The sequence below is a fragment of the Enterobacter sp. AN-K1 genome (genome assembly GCF_020971765.1).
In the GTDB taxonomy this organism is placed as follows: domain Bacteria; phylum Pseudomonadota; class Gammaproteobacteria; order Enterobacterales; family Enterobacteriaceae; genus Enterobacter; species Enterobacter hormaechei_C.
On the sequence record NZ_CP087390.1, the window covers coordinates 3,191,751 to 3,204,286 of the forward strand.

At 54.4% G+C, this 12,536-nt stretch carries 13 protein-coding genes; 11 read left to right on the plus strand and 2 right to left on the minus strand.

Translation table 11 applies throughout. From position 1 onward, the window contains the following. Nucleotides 1–10 precede the first annotated feature (10 nt). The 8 genes from LOC22_RS15185 to dinB all read left to right on the plus strand — a co-directional run bounded on the left by LOC22_RS15185 (nt 11) and on the right by dinB (nt 7,216). Entirely contained in the window at nt 11–1,354 is a 1,344-nt protein-coding gene (locus LOC22_RS15185; protein WP_063405162.1) for a Na(+)-translocating NADH-quinone reductase subunit A, read from the plus strand. 2 nt (nt 1,355–1,356) lie between these two features. Continuing rightward, the gene (locus LOC22_RS15190) at nt 1,357–2,592 is read left to right on the plus strand and encodes an NADH:ubiquinone reductase (Na(+)-transporting) subunit B (protein ID WP_230239012.1); all 1,236 of its coding nucleotides are present in this window, start codon (nt 1,357–1,359) and stop codon (nt 2,590–2,592) included. Next, on the plus strand, nt 2,585–3,379 hold the full coding sequence (locus tag LOC22_RS15195; RefSeq protein ID WP_023295964.1) for a Na(+)-translocating NADH-quinone reductase subunit C: 795 nt from the start codon (nt 2,585–2,587) through the stop codon (nt 3,377–3,379). Before LOC22_RS15190 ends, LOC22_RS15195 begins: the two co-directional genes overlap by 8 nt. Then, nucleotides 3,372–4,010: an NADH:ubiquinone reductase (Na(+)-transporting) subunit D gene (locus tag LOC22_RS15200; protein ID WP_003863219.1), complete on the plus strand. Its 639-nt coding sequence runs from the start codon at nt 3,372–3,374 to the stop codon at nt 4,008–4,010. The genes LOC22_RS15195 and LOC22_RS15200 overlap by 8 nt, the downstream gene beginning before the upstream one ends. 6 nt (nt 4,011–4,016) lie before the next feature. Beyond that, nucleotides 4,017–4,613 carry an NADH:ubiquinone reductase (Na(+)-transporting) subunit E gene (gene nqrE / locus LOC22_RS15205; protein WP_003863217.1) on the plus strand — a complete coding sequence of 199 codons (597 nt, stop codon included), beginning with the start codon at nt 4,017–4,019 and terminating at the stop codon, nt 4,611–4,613. A gap of 10 nt (nt 4,614–4,623) precedes the next feature. Beyond that, entirely contained in the window at nt 4,624–5,847 is a 1,224-nt protein-coding gene (gene nqrF, locus LOC22_RS15210; protein ID WP_015571374.1) for an NADH:ubiquinone reductase (Na(+)-transporting) subunit F, read from the plus strand. A gap of 2 nt (nt 5,848–5,849) precedes the next feature. Beyond that, a complete protein-coding gene (nqrM, locus tag LOC22_RS15215; protein WP_003863212.1) occupies nt 5,850–6,050 on the plus strand; it encodes a (Na+)-NQR maturation NqrM in 201 nt (66 codons plus the stop codon). Between the two features lie 107 nt (nt 6,051–6,157). Then, entirely contained in the window at nt 6,158–7,216 is a 1,059-nt protein-coding gene (gene dinB, locus LOC22_RS15220) for a DNA polymerase IV (protein WP_230239013.1), read from the plus strand. Nucleotides 7,217–7,271: 55 nt separating this feature from the next. On the opposite strand, the gene pepD is transcribed toward dinB, so the two are convergent. Then, nucleotides 7,272–8,729, minus strand: a complete 1,458-nt coding sequence (gene pepD / locus LOC22_RS15225) for a cytosol nonspecific dipeptidase (protein WP_230239014.1) — start codon at nt 8,727–8,729, stop codon at nt 7,272–7,274. A 258-nt stretch (nt 8,730–8,987) separates the two neighbouring features. On the opposite strand from pepD, the gene gpt reads away from it, so the two are divergent. The 3 genes from gpt to crl all read left to right on the plus strand — a co-directional run bounded on the left by gpt (nt 8,988) and on the right by crl (nt 11,253). Further along, a complete protein-coding gene (gpt, locus tag LOC22_RS15230; protein WP_003863205.1) occupies nt 8,988–9,446 on the plus strand; it encodes a xanthine phosphoribosyltransferase in 459 nt (152 codons plus the stop codon). A 104-nt stretch (nt 9,447–9,550) separates the two neighbouring features. Beyond that, nucleotides 9,551–10,795 carry an esterase FrsA gene (gene frsA, locus LOC22_RS15235; RefSeq protein ID WP_230239015.1) on the plus strand — a complete coding sequence of 415 codons (1,245 nt, stop codon included), beginning with the start codon at nt 9,551–9,553 and terminating at the stop codon, nt 10,793–10,795. A 56-nt stretch (nt 10,796–10,851) separates the two neighbouring features. Further along, nucleotides 10,852–11,253 (plus strand): sigma factor-binding protein Crl, encoded by a 402-nt coding sequence (crl, locus tag LOC22_RS15240; RefSeq protein WP_006809999.1) that lies wholly within the window; start codon nt 10,852–10,854, stop codon nt 11,251–11,253. Nucleotides 11,254–11,385: 132 nt separating this feature from the next. On the opposite strand, the gene phoE is transcribed toward crl, so the two are convergent. Further along, the gene (gene phoE, locus LOC22_RS15245) at nt 11,386–12,438 is read right to left on the minus strand and encodes a phosphoporin PhoE (RefSeq protein WP_017383128.1); all 1,053 of its coding nucleotides are present in this window, start codon (nt 12,436–12,438) and stop codon (nt 11,386–11,388) included. Nucleotides 12,439–12,536: the final 98 nt, after the last annotated feature.

Consider the following 12,536-nt stretch of genomic DNA (forward strand, 5'->3'; position numbering starts at 1 on the left):
TGCTAACCACATGTTTAGAATTAGAAAAGGACTCGATCTGCCAATCTCTGGCGTGCCTGAACAGCACGTTACCACCGGCGCCAGTATTCATCATGTCGCCATTGTAGGTGATGATTACGTGGGCATGCGTCCCGCGATGCTGGTACAGGAAGGCGATCGCGTAATAAAAGGCCAGGCGCTCTTCGAGGATAAAAAAAATCCTGGCGTTATGTTTACAGCCCCAGCCAGCGGCACCGTTGTCGCCATCCATCGTGGTGAGCGTCGCGTTCTGCAATCGGTAGTTATTCAAATTGAAGGCGATGAGAAACGCGAATTTGCGCGTTTTGACGCCGCCGATCTCGCTACCCTCAGCCGCGACGCGGTGCAGACGCAACTGCTGGAGTCGGGACTGTGGACGGCGCTTCGCACGCGCCCCTATAGCAAAACGCCCGTGCCTGGCACTGTGCCAGCCGCTATCTTCGTTACGGCCATCGACACCAACCCGCTCAGCGCAGATCCGCAGCCTCTTATCCTGGCGGAACGCAAAGCTTTCGATGCCGGCCTCACCGTGTTAACGCGCCTGACGCCGGGCAAAGTGCATGTCTGCCAGGCCAGCGGCGGTAAGCTGGGCGGGCATCCGCAAGGGCAGGTAGCCTTTAATGAATTTGCCGGTCCGCATCCGGCCGGGCTGGTGGGAACACATATTCATTTCCTGGAGCCGGTAAGCCTGACGAAACAGGTCTGGCATCTTAATTATCAGGACGTGATCGCTATCGGTAAGCTGTTCACCACGGGTGAGCTGTGCGCAGAACGCATTATTGCCATCGGCGGCCCTCAGGCAACCCAACCGCGTCTGGTTCGCACGCTGCTTGGGGCAGACCTGACGGCGCTGTTGGCTGGCGAAACGAAAGAGGGTGAAAACCGTATTATTTCCGGTTCGGTGCTGAGCGGCAGGCACGCGACAGGCCCGATGGCCTGGCTGGGTCGTTTCCATCTTCAGGTGAGCGTGGTGCTTGAAGGGCGGGAGAAAGAGCTGTTCGGCTGGGTGCTGCCTGGCGCAGAAAAATACTCGGTAACCCGCACCACGCTCGGCCACTTCCTGCGTCGTAAGCTGTTTAACTTCTCCACCAGTACCAACGGCGGTGAGCGCGCCATGGTTCCGATTGGCAACTACGAACGCGTGATGCCGCTGGATATTCTGCCCACCGTGCTGCTGCGCGATCTCCTGGCCGGCGATACCGACGGTGCCCAGGCGTTGGGCTGTCTGGAGCTGGACGAAGAAGATCTGGCGCTGTGTACCTATGTGTGTCCAGGTAAATACGAATATGGACCCGTATTGCGCGAGGTGTTAACCCGCATTGAGCAGGAAGGATAACCATGGGCTTAAAACACCTCTTTGAAAAAATTGAGCCGCACTTTACCGAAGGGAAGCTCAAAAAGTACTACCCGCTGTATGAAGCGACAACGACCATTTTCTACACGCCGGGTCTGGTGACGAAAGGCGCGGCGCACGTTCGCGACGCCATCGACCTCAAGCGAATGATGATTCTGGTCTGGTTTGCGGTCTTCCCGTCCATGTTCTGGGGGATGTATAACGTTGGGTTGCAAACTATTCCGGCGCTGCACCATATGTACGATGCAGAGCAGCTGGCGCAGGTGATTCAGTCTGACTGGCACTATCGTCTGGCGCAGTCGCTGGGGGTGAGCTTTGCGGCAGATGCCGGCTGGGTCAGCATGATGACGCTGGGCGCTGTCTTCTTCCTCCCTATCTATATGACTGTCTTTATCGTCGGCGGTTTCTGGGAGGTGCTTTTCGCTATTATTCGCAAACATGAGATCAACGAGGGCTTCTTTGTTACTTCTATTCTGTTTGCGCTGATTGTTCCGCCAACGCTGCCGCTCTGGCAGGCGGCGATGGGGATCAGCTTTGGCGTGGTGATTGCCAAGGAGATCTTCGGCGGGACCGGACGCAACTTCCTCAATCCGGCGCTGGCAGGGCGCGCGTTCCTGTTCTTTGCTTATCCGGCGCAAATCTCGGGCGACCTGGTGTGGACGGCAGCAGACGGATTCTCCGGCGCGACGCCACTTTCACAGTGGGCGGCTGGCGGCGGCGAAACGCTGGTCAATAATGCAACCGGACAGCCTGTCACCTGGTTTGATGCGTTTATCGGCAATATTCCGGGCTCCATCGGTGAAGTGTCTACCCTGATGATTTTGATCGGCGGGGCCATCATCCTCTTTGGCCGCGTGGCGTCCTGGCGCATTGTCGCAGGCGTCATGCTCGGGATGGTACTCACCGCCACGCTTTTCAACTTCATTGGTTCAGACACAAACCCGATGTTCTCCATGCCGTGGTACTGGCACCTTGTGCTGGGAGGCTTTGCGTTTGGCATGATGTTCATGGCCACCGATCCGGTCTCGGCTTCGTTTACCGACAGAGGTAAATGGTGTTACGGCGCGCTCATTGGGGTGATGTGTGTACTGATTCGCGTGGTCAACCCGGCTTATCCGGAAGGGATGATGTTGGCCATTCTGTTTGCCAATCTGTTTGCGCCGCTGTTCGACTACCTGGTCGTGCGCGCCAACATTAAGCGGAGGAAGGCGCGTGGCTGAGATCAAAAATAACGACAGCATCAGCAAAACGCTGCTGGTGGTGCTGGTACTGTGTCTGGTCTGTTCCATTGTCGTGGCCGGTTCTGCCGTAGGGTTAAAACCGCTACAGCAGGAGCAACGAGCGCTGGATAAACAGCGTAACATCCTGGCCGTGGCCGGGCTGATGCAGGAAGGCATGACGAAGGATGACGTCGCAGCGGTGTTTGCCGAACGTATTACCGCACGGCTGGTGGATTTAAAAACCGGGGAGTTAATGGATAAAGACCCGGCGAAATACAACCAGGCGCTGGCGCTAAAAGATCCGCAGATGAGCACCACGCTTGACGCCTCGCAGGATCCGGCAGGCATTAAGCGCCGCAGCAATGTCGCGGAGATTTACCTCGTCCGTGACGAGCAAAAGCGCATCCAGGAAATCGTGTTGCCCATCTATGGCAACGGTTTATGGTCAATGATGTACGCCTTTGTGGCGCTGGATACCGATGGTCGTACGGTGAAAGGCATTACTTATTACGATCAGGGCGAAACACCAGGGCTGGGGGGCGAAGTTGAGAACCCTAACTGGCGGGCACAGTTTGTTGGTAAAAAAGTGCTCGACGACAACGGCCAGCCTGCGCTGAAGGTGGTGAAAGGGGGCGCGCGTCCCGGCGATGAATTTGCCGTTGATGGCCTTTCCGGCGCCACGCTCACCTCTAACGGTGTGCAGCACAGCTTTGATTTCTGGATGGGTGAACTGGGCTTTGGTCCCTTCCTGAAGAATGTACGTGAAGGAGCGCTGAATAATGGCTGATACGGGTGAACTGAAAGAAGTTAAAAAGGTGCTGATTGGCCCGCTGTTAGCCAATAACCCGATAACGCTACAGGTGCTGGGGGTGTGCTCGGCGCTGGCGGTGACCACCAAGCTGGAAACGGCGGTGGTCATGACGCTGGCGGTAACGCTGGTGACAGCGTTTTCCAGCATGTTTATCTCAATGATCCGCCACCACATACCCAACAGCGTGAGGATCATCGTGCAGATGGCGATTATCGCCTCGTTGGTGATCGTGGTCGATCAGCTCCTGCGCGCCTTCGCCTATGAAACCTCGAAGCAGCTTTCGGTGTTTGTCGGCCTGATAATCACCAACTGCATCGTGATGGGGCGTGCTGAAGCCTATGCGATGAAAATGCCACCGCTGGCGAGCTTTATGGACGGTATTGGCAACGGCCTGGGTTACGGCGTGATCCTGTTGACGGTTGGTTTCCTGCGCGAACTTATTGGCAGCGGCAAGCTGTTTGGCATTCCGGTGCTGGATACGGTACAGAACGGCGGCTGGTATCTGCCGAACGGCCTGTTCCTGCTGGCCCCAAGCGCATTTTTCATTATCGGTTTGCTGATCTGGCTGATTCGTACGTTGAAGCCTGAACAGCAGGAAAAGGAGTAACCGACAATGGCTCATTACCTGAGTTTATTTGTGCGCGCGGTGTTTGTTGAAAACATGGCGCTCGCTTTCTTCCTGGGCATGTGTACGTTCCTTGCCGTTTCTAAAAAGGTATCGACGGCATTTGGTCTGGGCGTGGCAGTTACCGTTGTGCTGGGGCTTTCCGTTCCGATTAACAACCTGGTATTCAACTTCGTGCTGCGCGATGGCGCGCTGGTGGAGGGGGTTGATCTTAGCTTCCTGAACTTCATCACCTTTATCGGAGTGATTGCGGCGCTTGTTCAGATCCTGGAGATGATCCTCGATAAATACTTCCCGTCGCTGTACAACGCGCTGGGGATCTTCCTGCCGCTGATCGCCGTGAACTGCGCCATCTTCGGTGGCGTCTCGTTTATGGTTCAGCGCGATTACAACTTCAGTGAATCGGTTGTGTATGGCTTCGGTTCCGGTATCGGCTGGATGCTGGCGATTGTCACCATGGCGGGGATCCGTGAAAAAATGAAATATGCCAACGTACCTGCGGGGCTTCGTGGCTTAGGGATCACCTTTATCACCACCGGCCTGATGGCGTTGGGCTTTATGTCCTTCTCCGGTGTGCAGCTATAAGGGCTAACAGATGGAAATTATTCTTGGCGTGGTGATGTTCACGCTGATAGTACTGGTGCTGTCAGGGCTGATCCTGGCGGCGCGTGCGAAGCTGGTCAATTCCGGGGATGTGATCATTGATATCAATGACGATCCGCAGAATCAGATCCGTACCCCGGCAGGGGATAAGCTGCTTAACACGCTCTCCGGCAACGGGATTTTTGTCTCGTCTGCCTGTGGCGGCGGTGGCTCCTGTGGCCAGTGCCGTGTGACGGTCAAAGAGGGCGGCGGTGATATTCTGCCAACGGAACTGTCGCATATCACGAAGCGTGAAGCGAAAGAGGGATGCCGTCTGGCGTGCCAGGTCGCTGTGCGCCAGAACATGAAGATTGAGCTGCCGGAGGAGATCTTCGGCGTGAAAAAATGGGAATGCGAAGTTATCTCTAACGATAACAAAGCCACGTTCATCAAAGAGCTCAAGCTGCGTGTCCCTGAAGGGGAGAGCGTCCCGTTCCGTGCGGGTGGGTATATCCAGATTGATTGTCCGGCACACACCGTCGCGTATGCTGACTTCGATGTGCCTGAGGAGTACCGGGCAGACTGGGATAAATTTAACCTCTTCCGCTTTGTTTCCGAGGTAAAAGAGCCCGCGCTTCGCGCCTATTCCATGGCTAACTATCCGGAAGAGAAGGGCATTATTATGCTCAACGTGCGTATCGCCACGCCGCCACCGAATGTGCCTGATGCCCCTCCTGGCGTCATGTCGTCGTATATCTGGTCCCTCAAGCCTGGCGACAAAGTGACGATTTCCGGCCCGTTCGGCGAATTCTTTGCCAAAGATACCGATGCGGAGATGGTCTTTATCGGCGGCGGTGCGGGTATGGCGCCGATGCGTTCGCATATTTTTGACCAGCTCAAACGACTTGGCAGCAAGCGTAAGATCAGCTTCTGGTACGGGGCGCGTTCACTGCGCGAAATGTTCTATGACGATGAGTTTGAACAACTGGCGCGTGATAACCCTAACTTTACCTTCCATGTGGCGCTATCCGATCCGCAGCCGGAAGATAACTGGACAGGCTATACGGGCTTCATCCACAACGTGCTGTATGAAAATTACCTCAAACAGCACCCGGCACCGGAAGACTGCGAGTTCTATATGTGTGGTCCACCAATGATGAACGCCGCCGTGATTAAGATGCTAAAAGATCTTGGCGTGGAAGATGAGAACATCATGCTTGATGATTTCGGAGGCTGATTATGCTGACTTTTCTGGCGACCTTTGCGGTGTTTGTGCTGGTGATCTTCGGCATGTCCTTAGGCTGGATCATCAAGCGTAAAAGCATTCAGGGCAGTTGCGGAGGCATCTCTTCCATCGGAATGGAAAAAGTGTGCGATTGTCCGGAACCGTGCGATGCGCGGAAAAAGCGGATGGCTCGCGAGCAGCAACGCATTATTTAGTCTTCCAGGTCGGGTAAGGCAACGCCGCCACCCGACAATTCCTGCGCGCACTTCTCAACCCTCATTTGTTTACTGTATACTTATCCAGTAATAAGTGAGGGCTTACTATGCGCAAAATAATCCATGTCGATATGGACTGCTTTTTTGCCGCAGTGGAGATGCGTGACAACCCGGCGCTGCGGGATATTCCGATCGCCATTGGCGGCAGCCGGGTTCAGCGCGGTGTCATCAGCACCGCCAACTATCCTGCTCGCAAATACGGTGTACGCAGCGCCATGCCGACAGCGATGGCGCTGAAACTGTGCCCGCATCTCACTCTTTTGCCCGGATGTTTTGATGCCTATAAAGAAGCATCGAGCCACATTCGGGAGATCTTCTCCCGCTACACCTCACTGATTGAACCGTTATCGCTGGATGAAGCCTATCTGGATGTCACCCACAGCGTGCACTGCCACGGCTCCGCCACCCTCATGGCGCAGGAGATCCGCCAGACTATTTTTAACGAGCTGAACCTGACGGCATCGGCAGGCGTCGCGCCGGTCAAATTTCTCGCCAAAATCGCCTCCGATTTAAATAAGCCCAACGGCCAGTACGTCATCACTCCGGAAGAGGTTCCGGCGTTTTTAAAGACGCTGCCGCTCAGCAAAATCCCCGGCGTGGGCAAAGTCTCCGCCGCGAAGCTGGAAAATATGGGGCTACGCACCTGCGAAGACGTTCAGCGCAGCGATCTGGCGCTGCTGCTTAAGCGTTTTGGCAAGTTTGGCCGCGTACTGTGGGAACGCAGTCAGGGCATTGATGACCGGGATGTGAACAACGAACGGCTGCGTAAATCGGTCGGCGTTGAACGCACGCTGAGCGAAGATATCCATGACTGGACCGAGTGTGAAACCATTATTACGGAACAGCTTTATCCTGAGCTTGAACGACGCTTACTGAAGGTCAAACCGGATCTGCTTATTGCCCGACAGGGCATCAAACTGAAATTTAACGATTTTCAGCAGACGACGCAGGAGCACGTCTGGCCACGCCTCAACAAAGAGGATCTTATCGCGACGGCGAAAAAGGCGTGGGAAGAACGGCGGGGCGGACGAGGGGTGAGGCTGGTGGGGCTGCACGTCACCTTGCTGGATCCGCAGCTGGAGCGTCAACTGGTGTTGGGACTGTAGATTACGCTAATCGTAGGCCCGGCAAGCGTAGCGCCACCGGGCATCAAACGGCTAATTACTTAACAGGAATTGCTTTCAGCAGCTCAGTCAGCAGCGTCCAGTAGTGACCGACGCTTTCAATGTGAACCTGCTCATCCGGGGAGTGTGGCCCGGTGATGGTTGGCCCGATGGAGACCATGTCCATATCCGGATACGGTTTCTTGAACAGACCACACTCCAGACCCGCATGAATAACCTGAATGTTCGGGGTGCTGTTGAACAGTCGCTGATAAGTTTCACGCACCAGTGCCATGACCGGAGAACTTGCATCCGGCTGCCAGCCCGGGTAGCTGCCTTTTGCAGACGTTTTCGCGCCCGCCAGGGTACCCAGAGATTCCAGCATGCTCACAACGTACTCTTTACCGCTGTCGATCAGGGAACGGATCAGGCAGATGATCTCTGCGCTGTCGTCACCCATGGTCACCACGCCCAAGTTCAGGGAGGTTTCCACCACGCCTTTCGCCACGTCAGAGTTGCGAATAACGCCGTTTGGCGTTGCGTTCAGCAGCTGGACGAACGTGTCACGAGACTGTGCGGTCAGCGCGGCTTTATCCGTCGTAACGGACTCCAGCACCACCGTCAGGTTTTTCTCTTTCGCAGACAGTTCGTTTTTCAGGATCTCCAGATACACGCTGGAGAGTTTTTTCAGTTCGTCCGCTTTCGACGCAGATACCGCCACGGTGGCGAAGGCTTCGCGAGGGATCGCGTTACGCAGAGTACCGCCGTTGAAGTCCACCAGACGCAGATCCAGTTCAGCGGCATGGCCCGCCAGGAAACGCGCTAGCAGTTTGTTGGCGTTGCCCAGGCCCAGGTGAATATCACCGCCGGAGTGACCGCCTTTCAGCCCTTTCAGCGTCAGCTTAAAGGTCTCGAATCCGGCAGGGATCGCTTCGCGGGACAGCGGCAGGGTAGAGATAAAATCGATCCCGCCCGCGCAGCCCATGTAGATCTCACCCTCTTCTTCGGAGTCGGTGTTGATCAGAATGTCCGCTTGCAGCCAGTTTGCCTGGAGACCGAACGCGCCATCCATGCCCGCTTCTTCAGTCATGGTCAGCAGCACTTCCAGCGGACCGTGTTCAACGCTGTCGTCAGCCAGCACGGCCAGCGCGGAAGCCATACCAATGCCGTTATCTGCGCCCAGAGTCGTGCCGCGCGCCTTCACCCACTCACCGTCGATGTACGGCTGGATCGGGTCTTTTGTGAAGTCGTGAACGGTGTCGTTGTTTTTCTGCGGAACCATATCCAGGTGCGCCTGCAATACCACTGGCTTACGGTTTTCCATACCTGCGGTGGCAGGTTTGCGGATAAGAATATTGCCAACCTGGTCGCGCTCAGCGTGCAGACCTTTTTCCTTTGCCCAACCCATAATATGTTCGGCAAGCTGTTCTTCGTGATAGGAAGGGTGCGGAATGGAGCAGATTTTGGCAAAAATATCCCACAGTGGTTGTGGAGATAATTGAGACAGTTCAGACACGATAGGTCTCCTTGTCGTTGCGCTGCAAAACAATGTTGCAGGTCACAGGGTTAGCAGGTTAATCGTTACCACAAGTCAGGCTTGCGAGATGCAACTGAGAATACCACTTTCTCCCGTGGCTGGTAGCATTAAGCATGTAAAAACTCAGGCTCATGGCGTGTAACACTGGTTTTTAGTGCGTCAGATCTCTATAATCTCGCGCAACCTGGTTCACCCTCATTTTTTTAAGCCGTATATAAACAGGCTGGGACACTTCACATGAGCGAAAAATACGTCGTCACCTGGGACATGTTGCAGATTCACGCACGCAAACTGGCTGCGCGTCTGATGCCTTCCGAACAGTGGAAAGGCATTATTGCCGTCAGCCGTGGCGGTCTGGTACCGGGGGCGCTGCTGGCTCGTGAGCTGGGTATTCGTCATGTCGATACCGTATGTATCTCCAGCTACGATCACGACAACCAGCGCGAACTGAAAGTGCTGAAACGCGCGGAAGGCGACGGTGAAGGCTTTATCGTTATCGACGATTTGGTGGACACCGGCGGTACCGCGGTGGCTATCCGCGAAATGTATCCAAAAGCGCACTTCGTCACGATCTTCGCGAAACCAGCGGGTCGCCCACTGGTTGATGATTACGTCATTGATATCCCGCAGGATACCTGGATTGAACAGCCATGGGATATGGGCGTGGTCTTCGTACCGCCTATCTCTGGCCGTTAATTTCAGTACGTAACTTTACACGCCCGGTTATGCCGGGCGTTGTTCTTTTTAGCCTGCCACGCGTTACAATGGTCTTCATATGACGTATCCATGGAGGCAACGCAATGACGCAGGCGAATCTTACCGAAACTCTCTTCAAACCCCGTTTCAAGCACCCTGAAACGTCGACGCTGGTGCGTCGGTTTAATCCGGGGACAATGCCTGCCGTTCAGTCAGCGTTAGACGGTAAGAACGTGCCCCACTGGTATCGAATGATTAACCGCCTGATGTGGATCTGGCGCGGCATCGATCCGCGTGAAATCCTCGACGTGCAGGCGCGTATCGTGATGAGTGAGTCCGAGCGTACCGACGGCGATCTCTACGATACGGTGGTGGGCTACCGTGGTGGAAACTGGATCTACGAATGGTCAAAGCAGGCCATGCTCTGGCAGCAAAAAGCGAGCCAGGAAGAAGACGCCACTCTCAGCGGAAAGCACTGGCTGCATGCGGCAAATCTGTACAGCATCGCTGCATATCCGCATCTTAAAGGCGACGAACTGGCAGAGCAGGCCCAGGCGCTGGCAAACCGGGCTTATGAAGAGGCCGCGCAGCGGTTGCCTGGCCGGATGCGTGAAATTGAGTTCGCCATTCCCGGTGGCAGCCCGGTGACCGGATTCCTGCATATGCCGGAGGGGGAAGGGCCGTTCCCGACGGTTCTGATGTGCGGTGGACTGGACTCGTTACAAATTGACTATTACAGCCTGTATGAGCGCTACTTTGCCCCAAACGGAATCGCCATGCTGACGCTTGATATGCCTTCCATTGGTTTTTCATCCAAATGGAAACTTACGCAAGACTCCAGCCTGCTGCACCAGCATGCTTTAAAAGCGCTGGAGAATATCCCTTGGGTTGACCACACCCGGGTTGGCGCGTTTGGCTTCCGCTTTGGCGCTAACGTCGCGGTACGGCTTGCCTACCTTGAATCTTCACGCCTGAAGGCCGTCGCCTGTCTTGGCCCGGTGGTGCATGCTCTGTTAAGCGATCCTGCGCGTCAGGGTAGCGTTCCTGAGATGTATCTGGACGTGCTGGCGAGCCGACTTGGCATGCATGATGCTTCAGACGAAGCGTTGCGCATTGAACTTAATCGTTATTCATTAAAAACGCAGGGCTTACTCGGCCGCCGCTGCCCAACCCCGATGATGTCCGGTTTCTGGAAGGACGATCCGTTTAGCCCGGAAGAGGAGTCACGCTTAATCACGTCGTCATCTTCTGATGGTAAATTGCTGGAGGTACCCTTCAGCCCGGTGTACCAGAATTTTGACAAAGCGCTGAAAGAGATCACACGCTGGATCACGCAGAGATTGTGTTAATAGTTTGCTAAATTTCGTTGGTTTGGTAAAACAGTGCTTCACAAAAGGAGATCGCAATGACGTTACCGAGTGGACACCCGAAAAGTAGACTGATTAAGAAGTTCATGGCTCTTGGCCCGTATATTCGAGAAGAGCAGTGTGAAGAGAATCGCTTTTTTTTCGACTGCCTGGCTGTTTGCGTCAACGTGAAGCCTGCACCCGAAAAACGTGAGTTCTGGGGCTGGTGGATGGAAATGGAAGCACAGGAAAACCGTTTTACCTATAGCTATCAGTTTGGCCTGTTTAATAAAGACGGGCACTGGCAGGCGACGAGCATCAAAGATCAGGAAGTGATCGATCGCCTGGAGCATACGCTAAAAGAATTTCACGGCAAAGCTCGTGACCTGCTGGCAACGCTGGATCTGAAGCTGGAGCCTGCGGACGATTTTTCCAGCGAAGCGGTGAAACTGAGAGCCTGATGATGTCACAGCGCCGGGTGGCGGCTACGCCTTACCCGGCCTGAAAAATGTACTATCCCGTACGCCCGGTAAGCAGAGCGTCACCGGGCACAAAAAAACCGGCTCAGCGCCGGTTTTTTTATTACCATAACATCAGAACTGGTAGGTCATGCCCAGCGCAACGATATCATCGCTGCTTACGCCCAGTTTATTATCGTCATCGATCTGGTTGATCTTATAATCAACAAAGGCAGACATATTTTTGTTGAAATAATATGTCGCACCTACGTCGATGTATTTCACGATATCTTCATCGCCGATACCTTCGATATCTTTGCCTTTAGACTGCACGTAACCCAGAGATGGACGCAGACCAAAGTCAAATTGATATTGCGCGACCACTTCGAAGTTTTGCGCTTTATTTGCAAAGCCACCGGAAATAGGGGCCATATTGCGGGTTTCGGAATAGATAGTGGCCAGGTAAATATCGTTGGCATCATATTTCAAACCGGTTGCCCAGCCTTCTGCTTTTTTACCTTCGCCGCGTGCCTGAAGGTTTTGATCGTTGGTGCGATCGGAGCTGGCATACGCACCAATCACAGAAAAATCGCTGCCGCCGAAGTCATAGCTCAGGGAGGTACCGAAGCCGTCACCGTTTTGCTTCTTCACGTCGCGGTTTTCATTTTTGCCCTGGTATTGCAGGGTCATGTTCAGGCCGTCAACCAGGCCAAAGAAATCGGTATTACGGTATGTGGCCAGACCGGAGGCGCGTTTCGTCATGAAGTTATCGGTCTGCGCCAGGCCGTCACCGCCGAACTCCGGGAACATATCGGTGTATGCGGCGACGTCATACAGCGCGCCCAGGTTACGGCCGTAATCCAGTGAGCCGAAGTCTTTCAGTTTCAGCCCGGCAAATGCCAGACGTGTTTTTTGAGAAGAGTCGCTCTCAGCTTTGTTACCTGCGAACTCAGCTTCCCAACGTCCGTAGCCCGTCAGCTGATCGTTAATCTGCGTTTCACCCTTAAAGCCGAAACGAACGTAAGTCTGGTCACCATCCTTAGCGTCATCATCACTGATGTAGTGCATTGCTTTTACTTTGCCGTACACGTCCAGTTTATTCCCGTTTTTATTATAAACTTCTGCTGCCTGAACAGATGCGGAAGCAACTACGCCCATTACCACTAATGCCAGAGTGCTCTTTTTCATTTTCAATCCTGATTTTATAAAAACGCGCTAATATTCGCTGAGTAATAAGATTCGACTTATTACCCCGTGAAAAACAGGAAGGGTTTTATCGTTCGTGG

Excerpts from the sequence above, each read along its gene's own strand:
- LOC22_RS15185 (WP_063405162.1), top strand. The coding sequence starts at position 11 with ATGTTTAGAATTAGAAAAGGACTCGATCTGCCAATCTCTGGCGTGCCT.
- LOC22_RS15190 (WP_230239012.1), top strand. The coding sequence starts at position 1,357 with ATGGGCTTAAAACACCTCTTTGAAAAAATTGAGCCGCACTTTACCGAA.
- LOC22_RS15200 (WP_003863219.1), top strand. The coding sequence starts at position 3,372 with ATGGCTGATACGGGTGAACTGAAAGAAGTTAAAAAGGTGCTGATTGGC.
- nqrE (WP_003863217.1), top strand. The coding sequence starts at position 4,017 with ATGGCTCATTACCTGAGTTTATTTGTGCGCGCGGTGTTTGTTGAAAAC.
- nqrF (WP_015571374.1), top strand. The coding sequence starts at position 4,624 with ATGGAAATTATTCTTGGCGTGGTGATGTTCACGCTGATAGTACTGGTG.
- nqrM (WP_003863212.1), top strand. The coding sequence starts at position 5,850 with ATGCTGACTTTTCTGGCGACCTTTGCGGTGTTTGTGCTGGTGATCTTC.
- dinB (WP_230239013.1), top strand. The coding sequence starts at position 6,158 with ATGCGCAAAATAATCCATGTCGATATGGACTGCTTTTTTGCCGCAGTG.
- gpt (WP_003863205.1), top strand. The coding sequence starts at position 8,988 with ATGAGCGAAAAATACGTCGTCACCTGGGACATGTTGCAGATTCACGCA.
- frsA (WP_230239015.1), top strand. The coding sequence starts at position 9,551 with ATGACGCAGGCGAATCTTACCGAAACTCTCTTCAAACCCCGTTTCAAG.
- crl (WP_006809999.1), top strand. The coding sequence starts at position 10,852 with ATGACGTTACCGAGTGGACACCCGAAAAGTAGACTGATTAAGAAGTTC.
- phoE (WP_017383128.1), bottom strand. The coding sequence starts at position 12,438 with ATGAAAAAGAGCACTCTGGCATTAGTGGTAATGGGCGTAGTTGCTTCC.